Origin of the sequence: Clostridium sp. CM74B_53 (assembly GCF_036318045.1) — a bacterium.
Taxonomy (GTDB): Bacteria; Bacillota; Clostridia; order Lachnospirales; family Lachnospiraceae; genus Pilosibacter.
Map to the genome: position 1 here is coordinate 1 of NZ_JAWQDE010000006.1, position 26,901 is coordinate 26,901.

28 protein-coding genes and 5 pseudogenes are annotated in these 26,901 nt (G+C 48.6%); 4 read left to right on the plus strand and 29 right to left on the minus strand.

Features of this window, described 5'->3' with window-relative positions; genetic code table 11:
- Window positions 1–210 precede the first annotated feature (210 nt).
- Window positions 211–1,009 (plus strand): annotated as a pseudogene (locus tag V2546_RS06510) (helix-turn-helix domain-containing protein).
- A 97-nt stretch (window positions 1,010–1,106) separates the two neighbouring features.
- Here V2546_RS06510 and V2546_RS06515 read toward each other — a convergent pair.
- The 14 genes and pseudogenes from V2546_RS06515 to V2546_RS06575 form a co-directional block, all read right to left on the minus strand.
- Window positions 1,107–1,763 carry a hypothetical protein gene (locus V2546_RS06515; RefSeq protein ID WP_329751881.1) on the minus strand — a complete coding sequence of 219 codons (657 nt, stop codon included), beginning with the start codon at window positions 1,761–1,763 and terminating at the stop codon, window positions 1,107–1,109.
- A 46-nt stretch (window positions 1,764–1,809) separates the two neighbouring features.
- Window positions 1,810–2,187, minus strand: coding sequence for a TnpV protein (locus V2546_RS06520; protein WP_329751882.1), 378 nt, complete (start codon window positions 2,185–2,187; stop codon window positions 1,810–1,812).
- A complete protein-coding gene (locus V2546_RS06525; protein ID WP_486463570.1) occupies window positions 2,147–2,509 on the minus strand; it encodes a helix-turn-helix domain-containing protein in 363 nt (120 codons plus the stop codon). The genes V2546_RS06520 and V2546_RS06525 overlap by 41 nt, the downstream gene beginning before the upstream one ends.
- A 70-nt stretch (window positions 2,510–2,579) precedes the next feature.
- Window positions 2,580–2,732 (minus strand): annotated as a pseudogene (locus tag V2546_RS06530) (Maff2 family mobile element protein); the annotation flags it as partial.
- Between the two features lie 219 nt (window positions 2,733–2,951).
- Window positions 2,952–3,767: pseudogene (locus tag V2546_RS06535) on the minus strand (VirD4-like conjugal transfer protein, CD1115 family); the annotation flags it as partial.
- 41 nt (window positions 3,768–3,808) lie between these two features.
- Window positions 3,809–3,967 (minus strand): transposon-encoded TnpW family protein, encoded by a 159-nt coding sequence (locus tag V2546_RS06540; protein ID WP_002596227.1) that lies wholly within the window; start codon window positions 3,965–3,967, stop codon window positions 3,809–3,811.
- 142 nt (window positions 3,968–4,109) lie between these two features.
- A complete protein-coding gene (locus V2546_RS06545; protein WP_329751884.1) occupies window positions 4,110–5,981 on the minus strand; it encodes an AAA family ATPase in 1,872 nt (623 codons plus the stop codon).
- Window positions 5,978–7,474, minus strand: coding sequence for a MobQ family relaxase (gene mobQ / locus V2546_RS06550; protein WP_329751885.1), 1,497 nt, complete (start codon window positions 7,472–7,474; stop codon window positions 5,978–5,980). The genes V2546_RS06545 and mobQ (V2546_RS06550) overlap by 4 nt, the downstream gene beginning before the upstream one ends.
- The gene (locus tag V2546_RS06555; protein ID WP_015553292.1) at window positions 7,440–7,799 is read right to left on the minus strand and encodes a DUF3847 domain-containing protein; all 360 of its coding nucleotides are present in this window, start codon (window positions 7,797–7,799) and stop codon (window positions 7,440–7,442) included. Before V2546_RS06555 ends, mobQ (V2546_RS06550) begins: the two co-directional genes overlap by 35 nt.
- A gap of 366 nt (window positions 7,800–8,165) precedes the next feature.
- A complete protein-coding gene (locus V2546_RS06560) occupies window positions 8,166–8,309 on the minus strand; it encodes a hypothetical protein (protein WP_164979630.1) in 144 nt (47 codons plus the stop codon).
- Between the two features lie 138 nt (window positions 8,310–8,447).
- A complete protein-coding gene (locus V2546_RS06565; protein ID WP_257383734.1) occupies window positions 8,448–8,792 on the minus strand; it encodes a TnpV protein in 345 nt (114 codons plus the stop codon).
- Complete coding sequence (locus V2546_RS06570) at window positions 8,789–10,675, minus strand: DUF4368 domain-containing protein (RefSeq protein ID WP_486463574.1); 1,887 nt, start codon at window positions 10,673–10,675, stop codon at window positions 8,789–8,791. The genes V2546_RS06565 and V2546_RS06570 overlap by 4 nt, the downstream gene beginning before the upstream one ends.
- Before the next feature lie 60 nt (window positions 10,676–10,735).
- Window positions 10,736–11,491: pseudogene (locus V2546_RS15690) on the minus strand (type IV secretory system conjugative DNA transfer family protein); the annotation flags it as partial.
- Between the two features lie 85 nt (window positions 11,492–11,576).
- Window positions 11,577–13,472 (minus strand): AAA family ATPase, encoded by a 1,896-nt coding sequence (locus V2546_RS06575; protein WP_329751886.1) that lies wholly within the window; start codon window positions 13,470–13,472, stop codon window positions 11,577–11,579.
- Between the two features lie 89 nt (window positions 13,473–13,561).
- Between V2546_RS06575 and V2546_RS06580 the strand changes: the two genes are divergently transcribed.
- On the plus strand, window positions 13,562–13,981 hold the full coding sequence (locus V2546_RS06580; RefSeq protein ID WP_055059684.1) for a nuclear transport factor 2 family protein: 420 nt from the start codon (window positions 13,562–13,564) through the stop codon (window positions 13,979–13,981).
- A 77-nt stretch (window positions 13,982–14,058) separates the two neighbouring features.
- Here V2546_RS06580 and mobQ (V2546_RS06585) read toward each other — a convergent pair whose 3' ends face one another.
- The 15 genes and pseudogenes from mobQ (V2546_RS06585) to V2546_RS06655 form a co-directional block, all read right to left on the minus strand.
- Window positions 14,059–15,570 (minus strand): MobQ family relaxase, encoded by a 1,512-nt coding sequence (mobQ, locus tag V2546_RS06585; protein WP_329751988.1) that lies wholly within the window; start codon window positions 15,568–15,570, stop codon window positions 14,059–14,061.
- Between the two features lie 233 nt (window positions 15,571–15,803).
- Complete coding sequence (locus V2546_RS06590) at window positions 15,804–16,097, minus strand: DUF3847 domain-containing protein (RefSeq protein WP_015516242.1); 294 nt, start codon at window positions 16,095–16,097, stop codon at window positions 15,804–15,806.
- Between the two features lie 130 nt (window positions 16,098–16,227).
- Entirely contained in the window at window positions 16,228–16,671 is a 444-nt protein-coding gene (locus V2546_RS06595) for a GNAT family N-acetyltransferase (protein ID WP_154252874.1), read from the minus strand.
- 77 nt (window positions 16,672–16,748) lie between these two features.
- A complete protein-coding gene (locus tag V2546_RS06600; RefSeq protein WP_329751887.1) occupies window positions 16,749–17,045 on the minus strand; it encodes a hypothetical protein in 297 nt (98 codons plus the stop codon).
- A 133-nt stretch (window positions 17,046–17,178) separates the two neighbouring features.
- Window positions 17,179–17,370 (minus strand): transposon-encoded TnpW family protein, encoded by a 192-nt coding sequence (locus V2546_RS06605; RefSeq protein WP_006060444.1) that lies wholly within the window; start codon window positions 17,368–17,370, stop codon window positions 17,179–17,181.
- Between the two features lie 79 nt (window positions 17,371–17,449).
- Complete coding sequence (locus V2546_RS06610; RefSeq protein ID WP_329751888.1) at window positions 17,450–19,324, minus strand: recombinase family protein; 1,875 nt, start codon at window positions 19,322–19,324, stop codon at window positions 17,450–17,452.
- 32 nt (window positions 19,325–19,356) lie between these two features.
- Window positions 19,357–19,659 (minus strand): annotated as a pseudogene (locus V2546_RS06615) (VirD4-like conjugal transfer protein, CD1115 family); the annotation flags it as partial.
- On the minus strand, window positions 19,656–20,156 hold the full coding sequence (locus V2546_RS06620; RefSeq protein ID WP_008723309.1) for a PcfB family protein: 501 nt from the start codon (window positions 20,154–20,156) through the stop codon (window positions 19,656–19,658). The gene V2546_RS06620 and the pseudogene V2546_RS06615, both read right to left, overlap by 4 nt.
- A 100-nt stretch (window positions 20,157–20,256) precedes the next feature.
- A complete protein-coding gene (locus V2546_RS06625; protein ID WP_008723307.1) occupies window positions 20,257–20,568 on the minus strand; it encodes a DUF5720 family protein in 312 nt (103 codons plus the stop codon).
- Window positions 20,569–20,591: 23 nt separating this feature from the next.
- Window positions 20,592–21,359: a BRO family protein gene (locus tag V2546_RS06630; protein WP_002589066.1), complete on the minus strand. Its 768-nt coding sequence runs from the start codon at window positions 21,357–21,359 to the stop codon at window positions 20,592–20,594.
- Between the two features lie 36 nt (window positions 21,360–21,395).
- A complete protein-coding gene (locus V2546_RS06635) occupies window positions 21,396–22,274 on the minus strand; it encodes a DUF6017 domain-containing protein (RefSeq protein ID WP_006059572.1) in 879 nt (292 codons plus the stop codon).
- 67 nt (window positions 22,275–22,341) lie between these two features.
- Complete coding sequence (locus V2546_RS06640; RefSeq protein ID WP_006059571.1) at window positions 22,342–22,530, minus strand: hypothetical protein; 189 nt, start codon at window positions 22,528–22,530, stop codon at window positions 22,342–22,344.
- Between the two features lie 28 nt (window positions 22,531–22,558).
- Window positions 22,559–22,831, minus strand: coding sequence for a DUF5720 family protein (locus tag V2546_RS06645; protein WP_007862445.1), 273 nt, complete (start codon window positions 22,829–22,831; stop codon window positions 22,559–22,561).
- 11 nt (window positions 22,832–22,842) lie between these two features.
- Window positions 22,843–23,772, minus strand: coding sequence for a ParB/RepB/Spo0J family partition protein (locus V2546_RS06650; RefSeq protein ID WP_006059569.1), 930 nt, complete (start codon window positions 23,770–23,772; stop codon window positions 22,843–22,845).
- On the minus strand, window positions 23,729–24,550 hold the full coding sequence (locus V2546_RS06655; protein ID WP_002569249.1) for a ParA family protein: 822 nt from the start codon (window positions 24,548–24,550) through the stop codon (window positions 23,729–23,731). The genes V2546_RS06650 and V2546_RS06655 overlap by 44 nt, the downstream gene beginning before the upstream one ends.
- Before the next feature lie 699 nt (window positions 24,551–25,249).
- Here V2546_RS06655 and V2546_RS06660 point away from each other — a divergent pair.
- Window positions 25,250–25,573 carry an RrF2 family transcriptional regulator gene (locus V2546_RS06660; protein ID WP_243035665.1) on the plus strand — a complete coding sequence of 108 codons (324 nt, stop codon included), beginning with the start codon at window positions 25,250–25,252 and terminating at the stop codon, window positions 25,571–25,573.
- A gap of 338 nt (window positions 25,574–25,911) precedes the next feature.
- Window positions 25,912–26,889: a choloylglycine hydrolase gene (bsh, locus tag V2546_RS06665; protein WP_329751897.1), complete on the plus strand. Its 978-nt coding sequence runs from the start codon at window positions 25,912–25,914 to the stop codon at window positions 26,887–26,889.
- Window positions 26,890–26,901 lie beyond the last annotated feature (12 nt).

Genomic DNA, 26,901 nt, shown 5'->3' on the forward strand with positions numbered 1-26,901 from the left:
GCCGGGGAAGCATATCCCACACAGGCTGGTCATTCGATTGGAATAATCCATCGATGAACTACCTGTATCATAGAACATTTTTGTGCCCTGTGCCGTATGTCCACAAAGTAGGAATTAGGGGTAAAAAGCGGAAATTTCCACGATTGCGGAAAGTGTGCTATAATCCAGATAAGCGGCAGCAATGCAACCGCCGGAAAGGAGCGTGCGCCCATGAAAGGAGCAACAAGCATACAGGAACGCCTTTGGGAACTCCGCAAGGACAAAGGCTTAAATCTGGAAGAATTATCAGAGTTGACGGGTATTTCCAAATCAGCTCTTGGAAGTTATGAGAAAGAGGATTATAAGGAAATCAATCCTTATCACGCTGGCAGACTTCTATAGAGTTTCCGTTGATTATCTGCTGTGCCGGACAGAGAACAGGGAGCAGATTAACACGCCACTAACAGAGCTGCATTTGAATGATGAGATGGTCGCACTTCTGAAAAGCGGTCGGATTAACAACCGTCTGCTCTGTGAGCTTGCCACACATAAAGATTTTATCAAGTTTCTTGCAGATATTGAGATTTATGTGGATGGGATTGCCACCATGCAGATTCAAAACCTCAACGCCCTTGTCGATACTGTCCAGCATGAAATCATTGAACGGTATCGCCCCGGTGAAGATGACCCCCATTTGAAAGTGCTGCAAGCCGCCCATATCAGCGATGATGAGTATTTCAGTCACATGGTTCTGGATGACCTCAACCTGATTATCCGGGATATTCGGGAAGCCCACAAAAAAGACAGTGAGAGTGCGCCCCAGACCACCGTTGCCGATGAACTGAAAGAAAATCTGGAAGCGGTCGAAAATTTCAAGGGCAGCCGGGATGAAAAGCTGGTTGTTCTTTACTGCAAGCAGCTCGGTATCAACTATAAAAATCTGTCAGACGAAGAATTTCGCTGGCTGATTCGGATTCTCAAAAAATCAAAGAAAATGGGAACACCTATCAGCCAGAGGAAAAAACGGTAACAAAAAACCGCTGTTGCATGGTTGTGTTGGCTTCCATGTAGCAGCGGTTTATGTTGTGGCTATTCAGTTGAATTTTCAGAACGACACTGGAAGTTGTTTATCCAAAATGAAATGGAATAACCATATCAAGTAAAACTGCAAGAACTATACCAATTGTTCCCATTAGCACAGAACTTTTCAATGTGTCCCTCCTCAAAACAGTAAGTCCGATGATAAAGACTATCAATTCTAAAACAGAGCGTGCCTCGAAATATCCCCATCCATATACGAAAGTCATGTTAAACAATACTGCTAAAATCAATACTGATAGCATAAATGCAGGTCTGCTTTTTCCTTTCGCATACCAACAGACAAATGCCAAGAACGGAGAAATCATGGTAAAGCCAAACCAAATCATAGCGTAGCTTCTTGGAAAAAATCCTGCGACATAGTTTGAATACAAATAGTAACTTGCAACCATGCCAGCAAAAAACGCAAAAACATTAACACTTGCTCTTGTTGCAGAATTACTATAAATAGAAATACACAGTGCAATCAATACCCAAATTGCAAAACGCCCAAGGAAATTATGAACATCTAATGCCCCATCTATTGCCATAAGCACACTTGGCAGTTCAGCTTGACGAAAATCCAAAAATTTTGAAAAAGTCCCCAAAGCTATTCCAAGGAACAATACAGCTATGGTATTTATAATTTTTCTATTACCAGATATAGGATTTTCCGCACTCCTTATATCATTCAAAAACTTGTTCATAGGCATCTCCCAATTCTAATTTAACAGTAATCATTCTATCATACCGTTATGAATAAATCATCTCATGCAAAACAATTTCTTCTGCCCGGTTGTGAATGTTATTGCAACGCTGCACCCATTCCATTTGAGAAGTGCGCTTTAATTCCTCTGTCACGCCCTCGACAGCTTTCATCTGCTCCATGATGGTGGCTAACCGTTCCTGTGCTTGTTCGTTCAGGTCTGCAAGGTATGTCCATAACTCCCCGGTCAGTGTCAATGTGTTCAATCTGGCTGGGTGGGCTTCTCTTAAATATTCCCGGTGTAGCCGTCCATACTTTCCAATGGGGCGGTGTTCCTCCGGCAGTTTCAAATCCGGGATGTAGTAATCTCCGACAAGGATATAATCAATTCCGTTTTCTGTTATTCTTGGTTTCAATTCGCTCATGTTCCTTACCTCCTGTGGAAGCAGGCTCGTCTGGTACTAACTCAATCACATCGGTAATCTCACAATTCAGCGTTTCGCAGATACGGGCTAATGTATCCATACTGATGTGCTTTCCCTCTTTGCTCATGTTGGCAATCATATTCGTTGTCATACCGGCGGCAAGCCTTAAATCTTCTTTTCTCATATCACGCTCTAACAATGTGTGCCAGAGTGGTTTATAGCTGATGTGCATATTGTTTTCCTGCCTTTCTATCCATACCACCGGGGCGTCTGCCCCGGCAGGAACTTTTCTCTTATTATAACACCAATCTTGTGTAATCACAATTTATTCTTGTAGCCTGCCGCTGATACCGTCTGGATTGGCTTTTCCTTTCTTTTTGTTCCCTTTAATTAGCCATGAACTGCTTCATGCCCTGGCTCTTGGCGCCGGGGTTGTCGTTGCCGTAACCTTCCAGCAGGTTGATAACGCCCCAGATACCGAGACCGGCACCGAGCGCGATAACGAGGGTCTGAAGAACGGTGATTGCCTGTTCAAAAAATGCCATATAGTTTGTTAGCCGGAATCTGATTAAAAAATAGGTTTGTCATGTTTCATAGGCATACAAAAGCCGGAACAATCTGCCGCCCGGTTTCCGGGGGCATGATTCCGGCTGTCCTCCTTTTTCATTATTTTTTCTCGCGATTGTCCGCTTTGTACGCCAATGGCCCATAGAGGGCAGGTGCGGCGAATAGATAAGATCACTCCCTTCTAAAGCGGAACGAAATTAAGCGCCCTTTGTGTCTACTTCATATACATCGCAGACCTCATTGGGCTTGAGTTTCAGCCTTGCAGACAAGAATGCTTCAATGTCAAAAGCGTTCTTGTCATCCGCGTCGGCAGTGTACTTGAAATTGGGGTGCTTGGTGATGTCGTACTTATCCGAAAGGAAAGGACGCACACCGCGCAGCTGGAGGATACACTTGCCGCCATCCATAACAGCAAGCTCATCCTGGCTCATCAGCTCTTTCCCCAATTTTTGATAGTTGAGTGAATGGGATGTTTCCCTCCCACGGCTCTCTCCGGTGTTGTAGGTGTCGATGGTTTCCTTACCCAGCACGGCGGCCAGCTCCTTGAGAGTGGTCGGCTCCTTACCGCCCAGAAAGATGGAAGTATCCATGTTTCCGATAATGGTATCTGCGTTATCCTTATAAATCGCCTTGAGCTGACTCTGCGCCTGCAACACCAGACAGGCGGAGATCTCACGGCTTCGGATGGTGGCCACCAGCTTTTCCAACTTGGGTATCTGGCCAATGTTGGCGCACTCGTCGATCAGACAGCGCACATGAACCGGCAGTCTGCCGTCGTACACATCGTCGGCCTTTTCGCAGAGCAGGTTAAACAGCTGGGTATAACACATGGATATAAGGAAATTAAAGCTGTCATCAGTGTCACTCATGATGAGGAACAGGGCAGTTTTCCTGTCTCCCAGAGTATCCAGCTCCAGCTCATCATAAGCCGTGACCTCACGCAACTCTGCAATGTCGAACACGGCAAGGCGAGCGCCGCAGGAAATCAAAATCGACTTGGCTGTTTTTCCAGAGACGAAAAGTCAAGGACTTTTTCATCAAATTCACAAAGAAGTCACATTTTGCGGACTTCCTCACGGAGCATACGCTTGATTTTGTCCTCCATCGTCTCCTTGGCGGTCTCGCTGAAATGGACACGGACGATATAGGTTGTCTTGCCAATCTGCTTTCTGACAGTAGGGCAAGTGGCGGTGTTGGTTGCGGTATTGTTCATTCAAAATCCTCCTGTAAATGAAAAATGCCCGGTGACTGTTCATCATCGGGCGGTGTCGGTATGAGGGAACAAGGCAAGGCGGCAACATTAAGGTATCTATAAAAACCTTGCCGTCTTTGCCACGCTTGCCGTGTTCCTGTTGTCAGTCTCGGAGATAGCAGACCCATGCTGTGCCGTCTTTCTCGGTCACAAGTCTGTCCCCGATACGGCTCTTTGCCGTTCTCATGGTGCGTGAGGAAATCCCACGCTCATTGACTGCCTTTTCCAGCTCTGCGCTCGGCATACGCTTTCCGTCCGCAAGCAGTTCCAGAATGAGCATTTGCGCTTGTGCGGTCTTGCTCTCGGTCTTGGTGTTGTCTGCCCCGGCAAGAAGCTCGTCAGCGGTAATGTCATAAGCTCCTATCCATTCAAAGCCTTTCTCGTCTCCCAGAGAAAAGGCAAGGGACTGTCCGGGCGGCGCAAGGGAGCTTTTCTCATGGATAAGCACCCTCGTTGTCGGACTGTCCTTCAGCTTGCCAATAAACAGCAGACTGCGGACTGCCGCCGTAATGTCGATAGACCCCAATCCCCGGTAGGTGCTTTGCGTTCCTGCGGCTTTGTTGAGGTGTCCGATCAGCACGATAGCGCACCCGGTAGCCTGTGCAATGTCTCCCAGACTGCGGAATATCGGGCGCACCTCGTTTGCCCGGTTCATGTCCACATCTGCGCCCAGAAACGCCTGTACCGGGTCAATGATAACCAGCCTTGCGTTGTTTTCCCGGATTGCCCTTGCGATGCGTTCATCGGCAAGGGTCAGTGGTGTGTCTCTATCGTCAATGACAAGCACTTTTTCAAGGTCTGCGTCTGCTTCCATCAGTCGGGGCTTGACCGTATCACCCAGACCGTCCTCGGCAGTCTGGTAAATGATATTGAACGGTTCAAGGGTTTCCATACCGGGCAAGGGCTTTCGGTTGGTGCAAGCCGCCGCAAGACGCATGGCAAAGTAGGTCTTGCCCTCGCCTGGGTTGCCCTGTATGATCGTCAGCTTTCCAAAGGGGATATACGGAAACCATAGCCAATCCACGCTCGTCAGCTCCACATCTGCCATACGGAGCATGGGGACAGGCTGGGCGGTGGGCAGCTCTCGCAGCGTGATTGTCTCGGCTATGAATTTGCGGCTGGGAATGTCCCCTTGCTGACGGAGAACATCGTTCCAGTCTTTCCTTGCCGGGACAAGGCGAATGACGGCGATCTCGCCGGGAATGGACTGTGCCAGTCGGGTACAGGCTTCGCTTCCTGCGGTGTCGCTGTCAAGGCAGAGGAACACTTTTCGGGTGTCCTTGCGTTCAGAAAGGAAACGGTCAAGGGCTTTGCCCGAAACACCGCCCAGCGCAAGATAGCTTCGGCTTTGCCAGTCCTGCGGATAAAGGCAGATGAACGATAACAGGTCTATCGGTGCTTCAAAGACAAAGAGCTGGTTGCCGTTTCCCTCATAGCGGAACGGATAGGACTTGTCAGACCCGGCAATGTCCTGTCTGAATGGGTCTGCCGTTCCTCGCACATGGGCGTATCTCGGCGTACCGCTTCGGTCTCTGCCGACAAACACAACATTGTGCCGCTTTGCGTCCTCGTAAATATCCCCGGAAAGAAGAAAATCCTCAACAAGCGTTTTGTTGAGACCTCGGCTTTCGCAAAGATATTGAATTGCTCTGTCTGCTGTTCTGTTGTGCAAGGGCAAGTGAAACGCTGTGGGCGGTGCTGTGCTGGCTTCGCTCTGCCCCTCGCCGCTTTCGCCGGTTAAGAGCTGGACAGCTTCGGGAAAGGATTTTCCGTAAAACTCCATGACAAAATCAATGGGATAGCCGCCCTTGCTCTGGCTGTGGCGAAACCATTTGTTTCCCCGGACGGTCAGGCTGTCATGTTCTTTCCAGCGGTATTCCCGTCCGCTTTTGATAAGTGTCTCTCCCTGTGTGCGGAGAAAATCTTCCAGACTGACGGCGTTCGCCCGGTCAATCTGTGCTTGGGTGTAATTCATCGGGATAGTTCCTCCTTTTTCTGTCGTGTTTGGGGTCGATTTTGGTGCATTTGTTCCTCTGTACGCTCGTTAAATCGGGCGGCAGTATCTACACATGACTTGACCTTCCAAAGACGGTGTAAATCGTCTCTGACGGTCTTAAACTCGCCATAGGTGGTGTTGTGCGCCTGTTCCAGCTCGTCATACTCTTCGGTCAGCTTTTTCATATCCACCTTGCCATCCGGGAACTCCCCGGTCAGCTTGCGTCTGGCGGCGTAGAACTGTTTCAGTTCCGCTTCATGCTCTGCCTTGTACTTGGCTCTGGGCTTCTCAAACTTGATTTTCTGCAAGCCGTCATAGACAGGCTTCAAGCTCTGGAAAGCATCAGAGCTGTCATAGAGCTGCTTAATTGCTTTCATTCGGGCGGTCTGTTCGTCCAGCGTTTTCTTCAAGCTCTCTGTGGCAGCACTGTGTTCGCTGACACGGCTTTCCAAATCTTCAAGGGAGTAAATGCCGTTTGCCCGGAGATAATTGAAAGTCTCGTTCATCTCCTTTAGATTGCTGACCTTGCCTTTCTGCGAATACGCCCCGGCTCTGCGCTGGGTGTAATAGGCGTTCAGCAGAGAAACAAGGTCGGGTGCCTGCGGCTTGGCAATCTCCGCTTTTGCTTCGGCAATCCAATCAAACAGGAGAGCGATTTTCTTCTTAATGTCCCGGATAACGGCATTGGTTGCCTTGATCCAGCGGTTGAACTCGCCCTTTTCGGTGCGTATGCCCTTCTTCTCCATTGCCCGGACGGTTGCGCCCTCATGGACGGTGGGAAGAAGCTCCACGCCCTGACGCTCATAGCTTCGGTGGTCGATACGAACATCAATACCTTTTTCCGCAAACTTGGCATTGCATAGCTCCGCCCATGCTTCACGCCAATGTTCCAGCGTTTCGGGACTGCCCCAGTCGGTAGTGGGAACGGCGTTGAACACAAACTTTCCGTCTGCGTCTCGGATGCGGTTGCCGTCCTCGTCCAGCTCATACACCCGGCGTTGCTTTAGTCCCCATTTGCCGTTCTGCTCGATGGGGCGGATAGGGCAAAGCACATGAAAATGCGGGTTTGGTATGCCGCCGTCCTCCCGGTCTGGCTGGTGTACGGCGAAGTCAACCACCATGCCACGGCCCACAAAGTTCTCCAACAAAAATTGCCTTGCAAGAGCGATGTTTTCCTCAAGGGAAAATTCATTCTGCAAGGCAATGTCAAAACTGTATGCAAGCTGGGCGTTCTTTCCACGCTCGGCTTTTTCCACGGCGTTCCATAGCGTCTGGCGGTCTGCGTATTCGGGCGGTGCATGGGACGGCAGGAGAATGTCGGAGCAGATCACGCCGCCCTTTCTGGTGTAGTCGCTGTACTCGCCGTAATACTCGCTATACAATCGCTCCCCGGCTCGGTAGGCGGCAGAAGCGATAGCGGACTGTCCTGCGCTTCGCTTAGTCTGCGTGACGCTCAGATGAAATAGTGCCATCGGCTTTCCACTCCTTTTCTCTGTTTGCTTGGCTGATATGGGTAATCGCCATGTGACGGACGGCTCGCTGGACTTCGGACAGGGAAAAGATGTGTTCCATCAGCTCTGTCATTTCGGTGCGTGTGAGATCTTTGACCTCCGGGGCAAGGCTCTCAATCGTGCCGCCCAGATTGCAAAGGCGGTGGGTGCGCTTGGTGCGTTCGCCTTTCTCCAGATACTTCTTTCTGTTCTCAAGACGGTTGAGCTTGTGCTTCTCCTGTGCAAGCTGCGTCTCAGCTCGTTCCTTTTCGGTTCGGAGCTGTTCAAGAGTTTTCGGTTTTGTCATTGTGATTGACCTCCTTTTTTTGATTTTGGGGATAAAAAAAGACCGTCAACTTTTCGCACATTGCGACCAGTCAACGGTCAGTTTTTCGGTATTCAGTTTTTTCAAACTTGCTGGCGGCGAACAGCATTTCATGCTGTTTGCGGACGGCAAGTCCACAAGGGATAGACGCACAAGCGTCGCAAGGGAGTGTAGCTCCCTTGACGGAACGAAGTGACGAAACATTCTCGGTCGTGCAGTTTTCTTCTGCTGACCGGGAATGAAGCTCCGCAGGACGCACATACTCCCGATAGGAGAGTATAGAAGTGCGCCCTTTAGTTCCTAAAGGGATTTGCTCCGGCTTAACTTCTCGACAAACTTGAAGTTATTTTACTTGCGTTCCATAAATCCTATGATTGAAAAAATCAATCCTACAATCCCAATTCCGATAACGAGCAGCCCCATTCCTGATGAGCAAAGAGAAATTATAATGGCAAAGAGTAGTATTGCAATACCTAATCCAATTTTCTTCATTGTAAATCCTCCTTTACAAATTCCGATTTGTTTCTCAATTTCGTATTCAAATTATACCATAAAACTTGTGAACAATTCTACCGTCATTTTGGAATATATGAGAAAAGTCCGAACAGTTTTCTGCCCGGACTTTCTCGCTCAATCATAAATCAATTCCGCTTTCACAATCTCCTCTGCCTGTGCCTTGCAAGCGTTCATCTGCCGCACCCATTCCATTTGGTTTTCGGCTTTCAGTTGCTCGGTCACGCCGTTTTGCTCTACCAGTGACCGCACGATCAGCTCTATGCGGTTTCGTGCCGCTTCGTCAATCTCGGCGCAATGCTCAAAGAGCTTGTCGGATAGTACCAGTTCATTGAACAGTATCGGACGGTGCATTTTCAGATACGCCTTGCGAAGTCTGCCGTAGTGTCCGAGGGGCTTGGTCTTGCGGATAACGATGTTCGGGATAAGATAATCTCCGTTCTGTGTGTAAGTGATATTCATGCTGTTTGTACTCCTTTCATCGGCTCTCTCTGCGGTAAACTGCTGACAGGGACGAACACGCCCTTTGCAATGTCCTCCGCACGAATGGCGGCTTTCTTAGCTTCAATTTCTGCCTTTTTCCGCTTCTTGATTTTGTCCTCGTATCGCTTCTGCGCTCCGCTGGCTTTCCGCTTCAAGTAGTTCTGATGAAGCCTGTCCTTGCGTTCCTCACGCTTGCGGATTTCCTCTAATTCCTCCGGGGTAAGCTCCGCTTCTCCAAACGCCGGGGGAACGAATCGCCCAACAAAATTGAAGTAAATCTCGACCTCCTGTGTGGTCTGTATACTGCCTTTACGGTCACGCTCATGCACAAGGATTTTCTCGATAAACTCGTTGAGCATAGCAATGGTCAGCTTGTCGAAGTTCTCATACTTGTCAATTAGAGCGATAAAACGATCAGCGTCCTTTTCGTGCTTCTCATAGCTCTTGACAGCCTTTTCCAGAACAGAGATTTCAGCGGTAAGCTCGGACTGTTCCTTTTCGTATTGAGCGTCCAGAGTGGCGTATCTGCTGTCGGACAGCTTGCCTAAAATGTTGTCCTCATAGATTTTACAGAGCAGGACTTCCAGCTCGGAAACTCTCTGCTTTGCGGTGGCAAGGCGTGTCCGCTGTTTCCTGACCTCTGCCGTCTGCTGGCTGGACTGCGCTTCCTGCACCACACGGACAAACTCGGCTCTGTCATGCTTGGCATACTCTGCAATGGCTTTCAGCATTTCGGAAACAAGTGACAGTACCACATCTTCATTGATACGGTGCTGTGTCGTGCAGAGCTTTCCAACTGGGACTTTGCTGTATTGGGAACAGGTATATTGAGAAATACGCTTGCCGTTGTTGGTACGGTGGACATACATCTTGCCGCCGCAATCGGCGCAATAGAGCAAACCCGTGAGGGGAGCTGCTTCGCCCCAGCCGTCCGGGTAGCGTCTGACATTCCCACGGATTTTCTGCACAAGGTCAAAGGTCTGCTGGTCAATAATGGCTTCGTGCGTATTCTCAAAAATCGTCCATTCGTCCTCCGGGACATAATGGCTTTTCTTGTCCTTGAAGTGCTTTCGGGTCTTGAAATTGATGGTGTGTCCCAGATATTCACGCTTTTCAAGAAGGTTGCAGATGGTGGAAGAACCCCAGCCGTACACATCTTTGAAAGTCTTATTCTTGTTCACGCCCTCGCCGTGCTGGGCAAGGTAAGCGGACGGAATGAGGATTTTTTCTTCTTTCAGCTTGCTGGCGATCTGATACGGACCGTAGCCCTCAATCGTCATGGCAAAGATACGCTTGACCACCTCTGCGGCTTCGGGGTCAACCAACCATTGGTCTCTGGCTTCGTTCCAGAGATAGCCGTAAATGACTGTGCCTGTGAGGTGCTTGCCGGACTTGCCTTTGGACTGGAAAGTGGAACGGATTTTACGGCTGGTGTCTCTGGCGTAATACTCGTTCATAATGTTGCGGAAAGGGGTAAAATCATCGTCACCTCTGGCGCTGTCCACGCCGTCATTGATGGCGATAAGGCGAACGCCACGCTGACGCAGAATTTCCATAATCTGACCGACTTTCAGATAGTCACGACCCATGCGGCTCATGTCCTTGATACACAGGTACTCCACATTCCCGGCTTCCACTTCTTTCATCATTGCCAAAAATCCGGGACGGTCAAAGCAAGTACCACTAATGCCATCGTCCGTGAAATGGACAATGTTCGTAAACCCCTGCCGTGCGGCGAACTCCTCCAACATAGCTTTTTGATTGGAAATGGAATTGCTCTCACGCTGTTGGTCATCATCTTTGCCGAAGTCATCACGGCTCAGTCGTTCGTACAGAGCTGTGATTTTCTCGTTTTTTCTCATAACTTGTGCTCCTTTCTTCGGTTTTAGGTTGTGTGTTCTAAGAGACTTCCCAACCGCTTGATTAAGAAGTCTTTTAGAGCATACAACACCGGCGGCCAGCTTATATTTCTTATACTGGCGCACCGCAAAGTGGTTTGGCTTCTCGGCTTCCAGTGCATCAAACATCAGGTCTACGGGGTTTTTGAACTCCTCGTCATCCTCACGGACTTCCATGGCGTTGATGAACTCAATGAGGGTGGAGAAGTTTTGTTCCTCCACCGGAGCCTCATAATGGATATAGCCAATAAGCGCGCAGTACAACAAGGTTTCTGCTTTTACCCAGAAATCGTCTCCGGCCTTGCCTTCGCCTTTGGTATTGGCGATCAGCGTTGTTACCAGCTTCAAGATGTCCTTTTCGCTATGGATATAGGCGAAAGGGTTATAGTGCATGGACTTCTTGAAGTTAATGGTATTTAGGACCTTGATTCGGTACGGCTCATAAATGACCTTGCCGTGCTTATCCTTCATAGGCTTTCCGTCTTTCCCCAGCTTGGGTGCGCCCCTTTGGAGCATTTTTCCGCACTCCACCAAAATGGTTCCCTTCGGGTCTGTGACCACATAGGAACTGTGCATCTGCATCAGATTCGGTTTGAGCCAGAAGCGGGTCTTACCGGAACCGGAGCCGCCAATCACCAGCACATTTTTGTTTCTGGCGGTCTTTGGGTCCTTGGGGCGGCTGTTCATTGTCAGGCTCTCCGTTTTCGTCAGAATCACATTGTTCTGGAATACCGGGTCGATGTAGGGTGTAATGTCCTCATGGGTTCCCCATGAAGCGTTTTGTCAAGTGCTTTTTTGAGTTATTGACGCAAATTATCGTGAAAGTGCGAAAGTGCAAAGTGCAAAGGGTCTGCGTTTTGCACTTTCAGCTTGCGGGTTCGGGTGGCTGCTTCTTCTTGATGAAGTTGTACCATTGACCGCCGACACGCCTTGCGCCTAAAATGCCGCCCATGTTGCGCTTGGCGGTCTGTACCGTCCTCTCGGATATTCCGGCTTCGGCTGCGGCTTTTACAATCTCCTCACTGGCAAGCTCTTTCCCGTCTGCAAGCAGGTCAAGTATCAGCCTTTCGGCTTGCTCGGTTTTGGTGGCGTTGTTGCCGCCCGCGCCGGACAGCAGTTCGTCGGCGGTGATGTCGTATTCGCCTATCCACGAAAAGCCCGTTTCCGGGTCAAGGCAAAAGGCTACGGGCTTTCCCTCCGGCGCAAGGGAAGATTTGTCGTGAATGATAACGCGCACATTCGGCTCACGCTTTACGCGCCCAATAAGAAGCACGCTCCGGGCGGCTGCGCGGAAGTCAATAGAACCTAAACCCCGGTATGCGCTCTGTCCTCCGGCGGCTTTGTTCAGGTGTCCGATAAGGATAACGGCGCACCCGGTACGCTCCGCAACTTCGGCAAGGCGGCGAAAAATGGGGCGTACCTCGTTTGCCTTGTTCATATCGGCTTTGTCGCCCATATACGCCTGTATGGGGTCAAGGATAATCAGACGCGCCCCGTTCTGTACGATTGCTTTCTCTATGCGCTCGTCGGACAGGGTAAGCTCCCGCTTGGCTTCATCAATCACAAGTACACGGTCAAGGTCGGCTTCTGCTTCCATCAAGCGGGGCTTGACGGTATCGCCCAGCCCGTCCTCGGCGGTCTGGTAAATCACTTGGAATGGCGGCAAGGGCTTCATTCCCGGCAGCGTTCCCCCTGTGGTGCAGGCGGCGGCAAGGCGTAGGGCAAAGGTGGTCTTGCCCTCGCCGGGATTGCCTTGCACAATGGTTACTTTCCCAAAGGGGATATACGGCTCCCATAGCCATTCAACGGTCTGTGTGTCCACCTCGCTCATACGGATAATCTCAACGGTTTCTTCCTGCGGCGGCTCTTTCAAGCCGTAAATCGCTTCCCGGATATACTTCCCGTCCGCGATTTCTCCCCGGCGCGTCTGCACCTCGTTCCAATCTTTGAAAAGGGGAATAAGACGGTGGACGGTCAAGCCCTCCGGCATAAGCTCCACAAGGCGGCTGCAAGCGTCGTTTCCGGCTTGGTCGCTGTCAAGGCAGAGGTAAACGGTCTTGATGTTCGGACGGTCAGAGAGGAAACGCAGCAGGGCTTTTTCTCCCACGCCGCCCAGTGCAAGGTAGCTTTGTTTCTGCCATTCCTTTTTGAACAGGCAGAGGAAAGATAAAAGGTCAATCGGTGCTTCAAAGACAAACAGCCTTTCGCCCTCGCCCCGGTAGCAGAAGTTAAAGGCTTTGTCGCTGCCTTTCACATCAAGCCGGAAGCTCCCGGCTGTGCCGCGCTGGTGGGCGTATCTCGGTATGCCGCTTTCATCTCTGCCGACGAATACGGCGTTGTGATGGGCGGCTTCCTCGTAAATATCGCCGCTGGAAATGAAAAAGCCCGTCACATCTTCATCAATGCGGCGGGCTTCGGTAAGATACCTTTTCACTTGTTCGGCGGTGGGGCTGCGGGGCGGCAATCGGAAGTCGGAGAGGGGCGCGGGGCTGTCCGGCGGTGGGGCTGCGCCTTTCTCTCCTGTGAGAAGTTCAACGGCTTCGGTAAAGCTCTTTCCGAAAAACTCCATGAGGAAGTCAACGGGGCCGCCGCCCTTGCTCTGGCTGTGCCTGTACCATTTGTTTCCCCGGACGGTCAAGCTGTCGTGCCGTTTCCAGCGGTACTCGTTCCCGGCGCGGGTAAGCTGCTCGCCCTGTGATTGCAGGAAAGAAACAAGGTCGGCTTGGTTGGCGTGGCCTATCTGTTCTTGGGTGTAATACATGGCTGATACCTCTCTTTCTGTGGTTGAATTGTTCATAGTTTTGATGTAGAATGAAACCGAAAAATCGGAAGTTAGTGAGGTGCTGGATTGTGAATGAAAGAGAAAAAAATATTCACTTATGGTTTGAAATGTGGCTTACAAAACAGGATTTAGGTATTGATAATATTTTTGCAGAAGATGTAATTTATACTGAAAGTTGGGGTCCAAAATATAATAACCGTCAAATCGTAAAACACTGGTTTCAGGAATGGAATACTCGTGGCAAAGTCGTTGCTTGGGAAATCAAACAATTTTTCCACAAAGGAAATCAGACGATTGTGGAGTGGTATTTCAAAAATGAAATGAACAATGGGAGCATAGAGGAATTTGATGGAATTTCCCTGGTTGAATGGACAAAGGATAATAAAATAAAATCATTGAAAGAGTTTGGCTGCAATTTGAATAATTATAATCCTTATGAGCATAGTGACCTGCCCGAATTTAGGGACGAAAGAGCAAGTTGGTTTTAATATTAGGAATCAATAGCGTCCATTTTATCGGAAAACATTTAGGACGGACAGGCAAAACCGCTTGCCCGTCCTTTCCTTTATCGCTCCTGTTCATGCCGCTTGGCGCGGTTCTGTGTCTGTTCCGGCTGGTCGGCGCGGAGTGCAATATCCACGCATTTGCGGATTTTTTGAAGCTCGGTAACTTCGGCGCGGGCAGCTTTCAGTTTGGTGTAGTCGGTATCTCTCTGCCCTTTGAGGTCGGCGTATTCCTGTTTCCATTTGGAGATAGGCAGCGTCTTTGTATCTGTCAGATTTGCATGGAGATAGCGGCTTGCTGCGTTCCATAAGGTCAGCTCGGCGCGGTGGGCTTCCTCATACTTATCCCGTTTGTTCGTCCAGCCGTTTTTCAGCTTTTTCAGTTCGGCATGAATGGGCTTGTACTGCAAATAATTCTCTCCGTTCTCTATCAGCTTTTGCAGCTCTTTCATGCGCTGCTCGGCGGCTTTCATTCCCTCCCGGATAGAAAAGGCTTCATCACTGACAGAGGAAAGGGAAGCGTCCAGCTCGTCAAGATTAGAGATGCCATGCTCGGAGAGATAGTTGACCGCTGCCGCTATGGTTTTCAGTTCATCGGCTGTGTGCTGTTGTTGCCAACGCTGCGAATACTTCCGGCTCTTTTCTCTCTGAACGCTCAAATACTTCATCAACAGATTTGCAAGGTTGGGAGATTGCGGCGGCTGCTTCGGGGCGGTTTCCCACACTTTGAACAGGTCGGCAATCCATTCTTTGAGCTTGCTAACCTGCGCCCGGATTTCCCGGATAAGGCGGTTTGTCTTTTGAATACTGCGGTTCAGTGCGCCTTTCTCGGTGGCGATACCTTTCTTCTCCATCTGGCAAGCCGCCACGCCCATGTGGACGGTGGGTATTTCGTCTATGCCGCGCTCGGCGTTGCTGCGGTGGTCGATACGCTCCGGGCTTCCGTTTCTCTCCAAAAAGTCGTTGGTAAAGTCAGCCCACGCCTTGCGCCACAAGAGGGTGTTGTCCTTGTCGTTCCAGCCTGTAAGGTCAATTTTGTGCGTCTTGTATCTGCCGCTTGGCAAGCGGATACGCTCACCGTTTTCATCAAGGTCATATTCCTTTTTGGATTTCGCCGCCCATGCTCCGCGCTCGTCAAGTGGTCGCATAGTCAGCATGATATGACAATGGGGGTTGCCGCTGTTGGTGTCGTGAATGGCAAAATCCACACACATTCCTCTGGAAACAAATTGAGAGGAACAGTATTCCCGGACAAGCCGGATCTGTTCCTCTCTGGATAATTCTATGGGGAGCGCTGCGTCAATCTCACGCGCAAGCTGGGCGTTCCCGGCTTTCTCGTAAAGTTCCACGCTGTTCCACAAGGTTGAACGGTCAGAGAAAGAGGGCGGTGCGTGGGGCGGCAGCATGATTTCTGTATGGACAACGCCGCCTTTACGGGTGTAGTCATGGGTCATTCCGTCCCATTCGTTTGTCAGCTTTTCACCGCTTCGGTAGGCGGCTGCGGCAACGGCTGATTTGCCTTTTCCTCGGCTCACAATGCCGATGTTCCAATGGTAAATGGCTATGGGTATCACCTCCCGGATAGGATAATAAAACCCGCAAAAATGGTACAGACGCCAACGGCGGGTGTACTGTTTTTGTGGGTGTGCAGGGATAGCCGCGAAGCGGCGCAAGGGGTGCAGCCCCTTGTTGCGGCAAAGCCGCCATATCGGAGCGCGGGGAAAGCTCCCTGTGCGGAGATAAGCCCTCGGCAGAGCGCACACGCCCGCAAGGGTGTATAAGTGCGCCCTTAGTTCCTAAGGGATTTTCAGCTTGTCGCTCCCTCGGCTCGTTTTTTCAGATATTCCCGCGCTGGCTCACTCGTCAAGGCAAGCCGGAGAAGTGCTGTGGCTTCCTCGTCGGTCATGTTCTTTGCTTCCGGCACAACGCTTTCAAAGACCGCGCCCCGGACAATAAGGCGGTGGCTGCGCGTTCTGCGTTCCTCTTTGGATAGCTTCTGACGCAACATTTTTTCCCGGTTCTCAAACTGCTGGATTTTCTTCTTTCCGTCCTCAATCTCGGCTTGCAACTCCTCGCGGGTTTTCTCTCTTGGCTTTGTCATGGTTGGGCGCTCCTTTCTGCTCATGGGCAAAAGAAAAGAGCAGCCGTTTTCTTGTGGAAAAATAGCTGCTCTCGGTTGATGTATTCTATTATTGAGTGGGCGTTATCTGCCCGATAAACTGGAAGTTGGATTATAAAGGTCTTTGCAAATACACCATATCTACCAACTGTATTCCACTTTCATAGATTGGGTGGTCGTAATTATCTGTAAAAAAATTGGGTATGCTGTGTGAGCGAACAAAACCACACTTTTCATAAAACGGGATTGAAAGCGGACTATCTCCTGTTCCCACTTGCAGAATTGAGTACTTTCCCCTGTAATTATTAATAACAAACTCAATTAAGGCTCTTGCATAGCCTTTGCCTTGATATTCTGGAACTGTAGCAATATTCTTGATTTCAAGTATGCCATTTCCTTCATCGGTTATGACACACTCGCACTTTGCCCCAATGTCATCAAGTACATACATCTTGCCTTTATCAAGATAACGGTCAACCATATCTTCCTGCTCATCTGCTAATAGGAGCAAATCCAGATATTGTTTTTTATTCTCTTTAACTTCAACAATTTTCATTAATCACACCTTCAACTTCCGATTTGTCGCTCCATTGCTTGGCTAAAGTATAGCACAAACCTGTGAACAAATCTACATCATTTTAACCTATCGACAGCATTGTTCTCTCTGGCATATCTCCGCGCAGCTTCCCGCCGTTCCTCGCTGTATGGGGCGGTCAGACGGAAAGAGAAACGCCCCTTTGCAATATCAAACTCCATGCAGCCCGTTTCGAGGTCTGCGTCGGTCTGGCGGCACTGGTCGGGGTGCTGTCCGGCGTAGGCGGCAAGCCGCTTCTTTAAGTCGGTGTTGTGGGTGCGGATATGGATAAGGGGGTCTTTCTCGTCAAACCAAATATCGGTGGTCTTTTCCTGCTTCGTAAGCCCTGTTCTCATAAACTCTCCTTTCTGCGCCCCTGTTACGCAATAGGGGCATTTTTCGGGTGTTTTTCCCGGCTCTTGACTTGGGGAAAATGAGGATTTTCAAATAGAAACCGCCCGGACAGGGAATGGTTCGTCGGGGCGGCTGTTATCGCAAGATTTCTGTTTTTTCCGGCTCTTGACCGTCAGACGCGGATAAACGCGAGCTGTCGGCAAGCACCAGTTTGAGCAGCTTGTCGCGGAATGTTTCTGTGCTGCTGTGATTGAAAAATAACTCCGCAACAATGGTCTGCCCGTTCCTCTGGGTCGTGATGATACTGTCGGGGGTCTGTTCTGCCATAGGCGGCTCCTTTCTTTGGGCGCAAAAGAGGGATTTCCCGTAGTTCGGAAAATCCCTCTTGGTTGATGGTTATTCTGTTTTACTGTGTGGGCTGTGCGGCGGCTGCCTGCGCCTTTCTCCTTGCCCGGTATTCCCGCGCCTTGATACGGTCATACTCCCGCTGCTTTTCAAGGTTTCTCGCCCGGTACTCCCTTGAATACTGCCGGTGGTAGGCGCGGCTCTTTTCCTTTTTGGCTTCTTCGATTTCCTCCCGCATTTGCCGGATTTCCTGCTCGGTCGGCTCCGCAAGCTGTGTCACTTCATTCTCAAACTTGCCGATATAATTGAAATATATGCTGATGTGCTGGATTGCGTATCTCGCCCTTTTCTGGTCGCGCTCATACACTTCAATCCTGCTGATAAACTCGTTGAGAATGGCGGGTGTAAGGTCGGTAAAGGCAGCATGGCGTTCCGTCAGCTTCAAAAACTTCTGCGCCCGTCCTCCCGCGTTCTCATAAGCGGATAGCTGCTCTTGGAGCGTGGCAAGCTCCGCTTTCAGCGCATAGTATTCTTCCGAATACTTCTGCGACATCTGCTCATAACGGTCTTGCGGGATCGTGCCGAGGGCGTTGTCCTCATAGAGCTTATTCAGCACCTTGTCAATCTGTTCAAGGCGCGTCGTGATTTGCGGAATACGCTTCTGCTGCTTCTTGGTCTGGTCGGTCTGCTGCATGGCAAGGTTCTTTTTCACTAAGGCTTCAAACTCCGCCCGGTTGCTGATAGAATAGTCCTCGATTTTCTTCAGCACTTCCGCGATGGTCTGCATGAGCAAGTCCGCGTCCATGATGTGCGGGGAATTGCATTTCGGATTTCTGGATTTTCCCTTGTGGTACTCGCTGCAAAAAGCAACGTGCCGCTTGCCGCCGTTCCGGTAATCTATACGAATGTGCATTTTTGCGCCGCAGTCCTTACAGAAAAGTAAGCCGGACAGAGGGTGGATTTCCCCGTCCCCGTTGGGGCGTCTGACGGGTGCGTTTTCCAAAATCCGCTGTACGGTTTCAAAATCGCTGCGGCTGATAATCGGCTCATGCACATTTTCTGTGATGTGCCACTGGCTCCGGTCTACATAGTGGTTATGTTTATCCCGGAAATGCTTTGTAGTCTTGAAGTTGACTACATCTCCGCAATACTCCTGCCGTGTGAGGATATTGGTCAAGGTGACTTTGTTCCACTTGCAGCGGTTATCCTCGTTGAGCGTCTTATTTTTACAGGTTCCCCGCCCTCGGTCTTTCATATAGAAAGTGGGGGTAGGGATTTGCTCGTTTTTCAGATGCACGGCGATTTGGTTGCGGTTTTTCCCGCCGATAAACAGACGGAAAATCAAACGGACAACCTCGGCGGCTTCTTCGTCGATTATCCAAAAATCCTTGTTGTCCGGGTCTTTGATATAGCCGTAAGGGGCTTCGGTGACAATCGGCTTTCCACTCATGCCTTTGGTCTTAATGCCCGTTTTCACTTTCTTGCTGATGTCCTTTGCATACCACTCCGACATGATATTGATAAAGGGCGCAAACTCCAATGTGTCGGGCTTCTCGCTGTCAATGCCGTTGTTGACCGCGATAAAGCGCACATTGTTCCGTCTGAATATCTCCATCGCGTTGCCGACTTGGAGATAGTCACGCCCCCAGCGGGTAAGGTCTTTCATAATGCAGACACCGATTTTCCCGTTTTCCACATCGTCCATCATGCGGGAGTAGGCGGAACGGTCAAAAAACCTGCCGCTTTCGTCATCGTCGATGTAGTGCCGGATATTGGTCAGGTGCTGCCCTCTGGCATAGTTCTCCAAAAATATTTTTTGGTTCTGTATGCTGTTGCTCTCGCCGCCGTCCCTGTCCTCGTCGCCCACGGAAAGGCGGGAGTAAAGGGCTGTAATTTTGCTATAATCAGTCATGTGCATAACCTCCTGTGCGTCCATGTATGTGTCATTTACACTTAAAATTATGCACTCCACCGGGCGGAACCGTATTCCATGCCGTGCCTGTACTTCTTGGCGTTCTTGCTTTTCAGGTACACAGCCAGCCGCAGGCCGCCGCAGCAGCACAGGCCCACCAGCAGGTCCAGCGGGTGCAGGCTGGGCCACCAGCTGGCCAGCGCCACCGGCAGCGTGGAGAAGAACGAGAGCATTTTTGCCGAAGCGTCCGCACCCACGGCCATCCGCCACGCTTCACCGAAGTTGGTGGAGAAAAGCCCCATCAGGATATACGGCAGATTCAGCAAAATGAGCTTTTTGATGTTCAGCTGCTTTTTCATCGTTCCAGCTCCTTCCGCTTGTTCCGGTCCACGACGGCGTGTTTTACCAGTTCTTTGAACTGGCTCAGCTTTGCCAGCACGGACGGGCGCTCGGATTTCTCCGCCTTTCTGACCTTTTTCCCGGTGTACTCGGTAAAAGCAGCGGTCAGGGCATCCGCGTCCCGACCCTTGAAAAAGATCAGGTACTTGGGTGGGGAGCTGCTGCGGTCCTTCTTCACCGCATAGTCCACGCCGTATTTCCGGGCGATCTTCTCAAACTCCTTGATGGAGGGGTCGGTGATCTCGATGTTGGAAACCCCTTGGTTTTGACCAATCAGCTGTTTCACCGTCTGCTTGCCCTGGGGCTTCACAGGCGCGTCACGGCTTCTCTGCTTTTGCAGCTTCTTTTCCTTGCGGTGGGCAAGGTACTTGCTGATGGCGGCTTTGAGCAGCCTGCCGGTGAACTTTGTTCCGCTGACAACCAGCGTTAAAGTCCTGTTTTCCACTTCTTCCTGCATTTTCATCGCCTCCTTTCCACAAAATGTGCAGGGGTGGTGCATTTATTTCTAAGGCGGGACCACCAGCCGCCGGAGAAGGTATTTCTTCATCGAACCGCCCTCAACGAATTTGCTCAGAACGGTCATAGAGCAAATCTCCATTTCTGACCTTTGCATGACTGAGAATCTTGATCTGTCCCTTTGCCTGACTGTCCAGAGCTTTTTCATAGCCCTTATCTGACAAAAACAGGCGGGTTCGTTCACCTTTCCAGCCTACCGGGGAGTCATGCGTCAGCACATCAAAAATAATCATGTGCCGGGTGTTCTCAGCAAATCGCTGGAGATCCATGTAGTCATGGCCGTGATAGTTCTGCGCTCCAGCTTTCTGGCGCATTTCTTCCATCAGCTGACCGATTGTTTTGCCTTCTGGCATAAAACTCACTTCCTTTCCCACTCTCATACAACCATCAAAATCATGTCTCTCAGCTGAGCAAAGTAGAGTTTGCCTTGCGGGGTTATCAGCGTATAGGAGCCGATATGCCCGTGATTGCAGTAGTCTTTGACACAAAACAGTCCTTCATTGGCTGGCTTTGCATAGGGCAGTACATTACCGGATGCGGTGCGGTACACAAAACGCTTTTCCAGAAGGAAACGGACAAACCGACGCTCCGGGACAAGCAACTCTTTGGCGGTGGTGCGGAGGTTGGTACTGTGATTGAGGTCGATGAACAAATCATAAAAGGCTGCCTTACTCTCCAGCAGGGCATTTTCCTCTCGTAGCGACGCATTTTCTTCCCGCTCAGCAAGCAGCTCGGAGCAGAGCTTTATCAGAGCTTCCGGAGAAGTGGCTATCTCCCACAACTTCTCTTTTGTGAGATAGGCTCCGTGCTTGCGAATGGCAGGTAGAACTTCATCAAACACCCATTGTTCAAACCGTTCCGCTGACGGCAGTTTACTATGGGCGATCAGACGATATAGATCACCTTCGGGGATAAAGAGCATTTCGACCATTTGTACCGCGGGGCTTCCATCTGCCTTTTTCCCAGTCTGGACCCCTATGGAACATTTCGTTCCACCCCTGGTATGGTCGCGGACGGCTTTGCGTGGATTGGTATATCCCAGCGCTGTTGCCACATCTGTACCGCAAAATAATACTTTGCCATTCTGTTCCAAAGTGCGAATGCTTCCGAACTCTGGACTATTGAAAATTTCAATCTGATTCATGCTGTGCCTCCTTTGGTGTAATACAAAAGCGGCTGATTACCAGCCGCCTGCGTGCATATCGTGATTTACCAGTGAAGTGTAGTGGTTATTCATGGTGGTAGGAGCGTTGAACAGCACTGCAAGCAGGTACTGCTTGATGTTGTGTACCTGGGTGGTGTTCTTTTGCAGACAGTCCATGACAAACTCGATGTGAGAGCTGTCCAGCTTCAAAAAGCGGGAGCGTACAATTTCATGAGGAAAGTCCGCACCAGAGATCCGGGTGGTCTTTCGTTTGGCACAGACCGTTTCTACCAACAGCTCTACGATCTCATTCAGGTCATCCAGGTAGAGAGGATAACGCTGCTTCAGACAATCATACTCGATATTCTCCAAAATCAATTCCCGATAATTTTCTATCTCTGTGACAGACATCGCATCCCTTCCTTTCCGTTCCGGCGGTATTACCGCCGCTGTTTCCCGGAAGGGAATGGAATCGGTATTTGATCCATGAGTATTTTGTTTTTGGGTATTTGATTTCTTAGTATTTAATTGTGTTGGATTTTCCGGTAACGGATTTACCGCTGACGGGTTTACCGTTATCGGGTTTTCCGACAACGGCTTATCCAACATCGGTTCTCCCTCGATGGGACGCTCAAAAATGGTATACTCATTGGCTGCGAATTTACCAGAAGCATCAGTTGTCTGTCTGCGCCGAATGTATCCGGCTGTTTCAAGCTCATTGACAGCAGAGCGGATTGCATCTTTGCTTTCTCGATTGATATAGCTGAGTCCTGACAGCGTATAATCCCAGTCATCAGGCAGAGATAACATTTGCGACAAGAGACCCTTTGCCTTCAAAGAAAGTCGTTTGTCTTTTAGATGAAAATTGCTCATAACCGTGTAATCGCCAGTGCGTTCTACACGAAAAACAGCCATTTACTTCACTCCTTTCATTTCTCAGGTATGAAAAAAGCCGCAATTCATAAAAGAATTGTGGCAGCGGTTAGGGTCTGTCTGTATCTTTTTTCTTGCGTCGGTAGGGGCGTTTTGGCATTGGTGGTTTATCAAACAGATCCCTTTCCTGAGAAAATGGTAAGGTTTGAAAAACACGGTCAATCTCGGTGGATTCCATATCACGCTGTGAGCGGCAATCTTCTTGAATAGCTTCTCGGATTTCTCTTACAGTACACATATTCATTCCTTTCCTTTCGTTGTATCGGTTATGAACGACGGTGTTTTTTAGGCTTGAAGTCGAGGATATGCCCCTCAATAACATGGGCATATCTCTTAATTTTGATTTCTCGACGCTGCTGGCTTTGCAGAGCTGACTGATACCCGTCCTCTGTGAGAAAAAGCCTCATTTCGTCACCAGGTTCTCCATAAGCAGTAGGGCGCAAGACAGTAAACTCAATCATCCAGAAAGTGCTGTCCCAAAATCGCTCCACTGCAAGAATGTTGTGGCCTTTCAGTTCCCTTGCTGCAATATCTTTCATAGGCTCTCCCTTCATCGTTCCTGATCTCGTTGGCGTTTTTTCTGCCATTGTTCCAGCAGTTTAATAATGGTTTCCTGCATTTTGGCCGGTGTATAGCTTTTGGGGAAATACTTTCGCAAGGTATCGCTGCTCAAGGTCACTTTATCCAGATCACCCTTTTTTTCCTCTGACATGATGGCAAGCATCACATCTTCTGACAATTTCCCTTCCTGGCTGAACTTTTTCATTCGCTGAGCCTGAGAGAGAGAAGGGGTAGCCTGCTCATAGTCCATTGTTTCCACCAGCATTTGCTGTTCGTCCGGTTTCAAAAAAGAGAGTTCATAGGCTGGGTTAAATGCGATTTTCTTTTCATCCACCATATCCAAAAGCTCTGGAATCAGTTCAGTCAAACGAACATATCGCATTACCTGGATACCGCTTCGTTCACCGGCTTCTTTTGCCACCTGGTCTCTGGCGCTCAACTTCTGTTCAACTTGAACAGAAGTCAGGTCTGTTCTTGCTCCTTGATGTTTAATGGCTTCCAGCTTCATTTTGTAGGCAAAAGCCCTTTCACTGGGGAGCAGATTTTCTCGCTGCAAATTGCTGTCAACCATAATAATTGTGGCAGCATCGTCATCCAAGTCGCGCACAATGACAGGCATGGTTTCTTTTCCGGCCAATTCGCTGGCTCTGCGGCGTCTGTGACCGGCTACCAGCTCATAACCGCCATCAGGCAGTGGTCTGGCAATCGCAGGAACCAACACACCATACTTTTTGATGCTGTCTGCGGTTTCTATCATTGCATCATCATCCTTGACCTTGAAGGGGTGATCCTTGAACGGATGCAGTTCAGATAGGGGAATTTCCTGAATTTTTTCCAGTTGCTCGTCTTGCCGACTTTCTTCTGTAGAAAACAGGTCATCTACTGAGGCCAGCTCTATTTTTTTCGCGCTGCTTTTCAAGTTTCAATACCTCCTTCGTCAGATTTTTGTAGCCCTCAGCCACTTTGCCATTAGGATCATGGGCATAAATGCTTTTTCCTTCAGCACTGATTTCTTTAGCCCTGACAGAATGAGGAATTTCTGATGTAAACACCTTGATCTTACTGCCATAGGTTTCGCGCAGAAGAGCGGAGATTTCTTTGGCAAAATTGGTTCGGCTGTCTACCATCGTCAGCAGAATCCCATCAATTTGCAGCTTGGGATTGATTTGTCTGCGAACCTTATTGATAGTTTGCAAAAGCTGCTCCAAACCTTTAGCTGGAAGATACTCTGCCTGGACGGGGATTATAACCCTATTAGCGGCAGCCAGTGCATTGACCGTAAGCATACCCAGGGAGGGCTGGCAATCAATAAGGATATGGGAGTATTGCCCCTTCAGCGTGTCCAGATATTGTCGCAGAATGGTTTCTCGGCTCATAGCGTTTACCAGAGATACCTCCATACCAGATAGCTGGATGTCCGCAGGCATCAGGTCTACGCCCTCAGGGTGGTGCAGGATACCCTCGCCGGGACGAATTGGTTCATCCATCAAAATACGGCCCATAGCGTCTGACAGTGTAAAGGGCAGCTTATCAGGCTGAGGATTGCCCAAGCTGATGGTCAGGCTTCCCTGTGGGTCTCCGTCAATCAGAAGGACTTTCTTCCCGGACTGCGCCAGACCAATTCCAAGATTGGCACAAGTGGTTGTTTTGCCGACACCACCTTTTTGGTTGGCTATGGCAATAATCTGTGTATTCATGATTTCACCTCATTTCTTTCTAAGTTTAGATATGAAAAAAAGTGCCTGCTTTACCTTTCCTGAGAAAGATAAAACAGGCACTTTCACTGGCTCAATACCTCTTGTAATGAACCTCTATGTATGGTAAACTATGTCCACGATACCATGAATATAATTAAGTCTCGACGGGAATTGAACTTTTGGCTAACGCCAAATTTCGCGCCTTTGCAAACAGAGTGCAAACAATAGGGGGCTAAAATCCTTTGTTTTTGCTTGATTTTACTTGTACGAGGTTTACAGTGAATGTGGAGAAATGCCTTGATATAACTGCATTTTCTTTATCTCCGTTGATAGGGAATATATGCACTGGGTCCATCTCCTAAGCGTGGGGTCGGAGGTTCAAATCCTCTTATGGACGCCAGTGAACAACGCCGAAAGCCTTTGTTTTCAAGGGTTTTCGGCTTTTCTTATATGAAAAGGCACGAAAAAGCTCTTTCACTGTATGAGATAAAATTCTACTCCAAAATTTGATTTTTGACAAGCACTCCAGAATCGAACGGTTGTTATAAGACAAAATCGCCAGCTAATTTTTAGCAGAAAACGGGCTGTTCTTGCTAATGAAAATGCCCTTCCTGCTAATCAGCCCCAAAATCGTGCCAAAAATCCAGCTAATCAAAAAAGGCGGATGTTTTGAGTACCATGCTGTTATAGCAGATAAAATTGAATATCGTTATATACATAGAGCGTCTATTTGCCCCGCATCGGGGATGGATGATCTCTACATCAGAATTATCTCAGGAACTAAGTGTTCCATCCAGTTATATTCCAAAAATAACAAAAAAATTAAAACAAGCAGGAATCATAAAAGCCTGTGAAGGGATAAAGGGTGGATATCAGATTGCAAAACAGCCAGAGAATATATCTTTAAGGGATGTGATATCGTGTACAGAATCCACCATGGCAATTAGCAGGTGCCTGGAAAAAGAGGGAGGTTGCTCCAAAAATTATATAGCCTGGGAAACCCGGAGATGGCGGCGTTGCTGACGAGTCTGGCGAAGAGCTTGAAAGCTGAATAAAAATATAATAATGGAAATAGAACAGAGTCTACTGGCATTAGGAGAAATCCAGATGTGGGTGGACTTTTTGTAATGGAAAATAATGTACATAAGATATATTTAAAGTTATAATTAAGGTAAATACCTTTTGTATGTAGTGTTAGGTCAATTTTATATTAAAAATGCTGGAATATACCCAGAAAATAATGTAGTCCTTGAAAGTATGATTATATGTGAATTTGAAACAAAACAATAGAATTGTGTTATACTATTGTTCAACAAAAAACTTATTGATATAGTTTATATTATTTAGGAGGATAAACAATCATGTGTACAGCAGCAACCTATAAGACAAAAGATTTTTACTTTGGACGAACCCTCGATTATGAATTCTCTTACGGTGATCAGATAGTAATTACACCACGTAACTATTCATTTCATTTCCGTCATGTTGGCGATATGAAAAATCATTATGCAATTATTGGAATGGCTCATGTTGCGGAGGATTATCCTTTATATTATGATGCGATGAATGAAAAAGGAGTGGCAATGGCAGGTCTGAATTTTGTCGGAAATGCTGTTTATTCCGAGGTTCAACCAGATGTGGAAAATATTGCACAGTTTGAATTTATTCCATGGATTTTAAGTCAGTGTGCTTCTTTAGCAGAAGTTCGTAAGCTTCTTAATCGAATTAATATTGTTAATACTCCTTTCAGCGAGCAATTGCCATTAGCACAATTACATTGGATTATCGCTGATGAAAATGAATCAATTACTGTAGAGTCTATGTCAGATGGTCTACATATTTACGATAATCCTGTAGGAGTGCTTACGAATAATCCGCCATTTCCACAGCAGATGTTTCAATTAAATAATTATATGTATTTATCCCCAAAGCAACCAAAAAACACTTTTGGAGGAAATTTGGCTCTTGATGCATATAGTAGAGGTATGGGAGGTTTAGGTATTCCGGGAGATCTTTCATCTTCTTCTCGTTTTGTGCGTGTGGCTTTTACAAAGGTAAATGCAATTTCAGGTGAATCTGAGGAAGAAAGTGTTAGTCAGTTCTTTCACATTCTTGGATCTGTGGATCAGCAACGTGGATGTTGCGAAGTGACTGATGGAAAATATGAAATCACATTGTATACATCTTGTTGTAATGTTATTAAAGGTATCTATTATTATAATACTTATGAAAATCATCAGATCAGTGCGGTAGATATGCATGCAGAGGATCTGGAGAGTAATAAATTGATTTGTTATCCAGTAATTCAAGGGGAACGAATCAATTATCAAAATAAATAGTATTTTGAATAT

Excerpts from the sequence above, each read along its gene's own strand:
- V2546_RS06605 (WP_006060444.1), bottom strand. The coding sequence starts at position 17,370 with ATGGCAGAACAGACCCCCGACAGTATCATCACGACCCAGAGGAACGGG.
- V2546_RS06560 (WP_164979630.1), bottom strand. The coding sequence starts at position 8,309 with ATGAAGAAAATTGGATTAGGTATTGCAATACTACTCTTTGCCATTATA.
- V2546_RS06575 (WP_329751886.1), bottom strand. The coding sequence starts at position 13,472 with ATGTATTACACCCAAGAACAGATAGGCCACGCCAACCAAGCCGACCTT.
- mobQ (WP_329751885.1), bottom strand. The coding sequence starts at position 7,474 with ATGGCACTATTTCATCTGAGCGTCACGCAGACTAAGCGAAGCGCAGGA.
- V2546_RS06635 (WP_006059572.1), bottom strand. The coding sequence starts at position 22,274 with ATGGCTGTTTTTCGTGTAGAACGCACTGGCGATTACACGGTTATGAGC.
- V2546_RS06645 (WP_007862445.1), bottom strand. The coding sequence starts at position 22,831 with ATGAAAGATATTGCAGCAAGGGAACTGAAAGGCCACAACATTCTTGCA.
- V2546_RS06520 (WP_329751882.1), bottom strand. The coding sequence starts at position 2,187 with ATGAGCGAATTGAAACCAAGAATAACAGAAAACGGAATTGATTATATC.
- V2546_RS06515 (WP_329751881.1), bottom strand. The coding sequence starts at position 1,763 with ATGAACAAGTTTTTGAATGATATAAGGAGTGCGGAAAATCCTATATCT.
- V2546_RS06555 (WP_015553292.1), bottom strand. The coding sequence starts at position 7,799 with ATGACAAAACCGAAAACTCTTGAACAGCTCCGAACCGAAAAGGAACGA.
- V2546_RS06540 (WP_002596227.1), bottom strand. The coding sequence starts at position 3,967 with ATGAACAATACCGCAACCAACACCGCCACTTGCCCTACTGTCAGAAAG.
- V2546_RS06595 (WP_154252874.1), bottom strand. The coding sequence starts at position 16,671 with ATGAAAATTGTTGAAGTTAAAGAGAATAAAAAACAATATCTGGATTTG.
- V2546_RS06570 (WP_486463574.1), bottom strand. The coding sequence starts at position 10,675 with ATGAGAAAAAACGAGAAAATCACAGCTCTGTACGAACGACTGAGCCGT.
- V2546_RS06655 (WP_002569249.1), bottom strand. The coding sequence starts at position 24,550 with ATGAATACACAGATTATTGCCATAGCCAACCAAAAAGGTGGTGTCGGC.
- V2546_RS06600 (WP_329751887.1), bottom strand. The coding sequence starts at position 17,045 with ATGAGAACAGGGCTTACGAAGCAGGAAAAGACCACCGATATTTGGTTT.
- V2546_RS06625 (WP_008723307.1), bottom strand. The coding sequence starts at position 20,568 with ATGCCAGAAGGCAAAACAATCGGTCAGCTGATGGAAGAAATGCGCCAG.
- V2546_RS06565 (WP_257383734.1), bottom strand. The coding sequence starts at position 8,792 with ATGAATATCACTTACACACAGAACGGAGATTATCTTATCCCGAACATC.
- V2546_RS06640 (WP_006059571.1), bottom strand. The coding sequence starts at position 22,530 with ATGTGTACTGTAAGAGAAATCCGAGAAGCTATTCAAGAAGATTGCCGC.
- bsh (WP_329751897.1), top strand. The coding sequence starts at position 25,912 with ATGTGTACAGCAGCAACCTATAAGACAAAAGATTTTTACTTTGGACGA.
- V2546_RS06620 (WP_008723309.1), bottom strand. The coding sequence starts at position 20,156 with ATGCAGGAAGAAGTGGAAAACAGGACTTTAACGCTGGTTGTCAGCGGA.
- V2546_RS06630 (WP_002589066.1), bottom strand. The coding sequence starts at position 21,359 with ATGAATCAGATTGAAATTTTCAATAGTCCAGAGTTCGGAAGCATTCGC.
- V2546_RS06610 (WP_329751888.1), bottom strand. The coding sequence starts at position 19,324 with ATGGACGCACAGGAGGTTATGCACATGACTGATTATAGCAAAATTACA.
- V2546_RS06590 (WP_015516242.1), bottom strand. The coding sequence starts at position 16,097 with ATGACAAAGCCAAGAGAGAAAACCCGCGAGGAGTTGCAAGCCGAGATT.
- V2546_RS06545 (WP_329751884.1), bottom strand. The coding sequence starts at position 5,981 with ATGAATTACACCCAAGCACAGATTGACCGGGCGAACGCCGTCAGTCTG.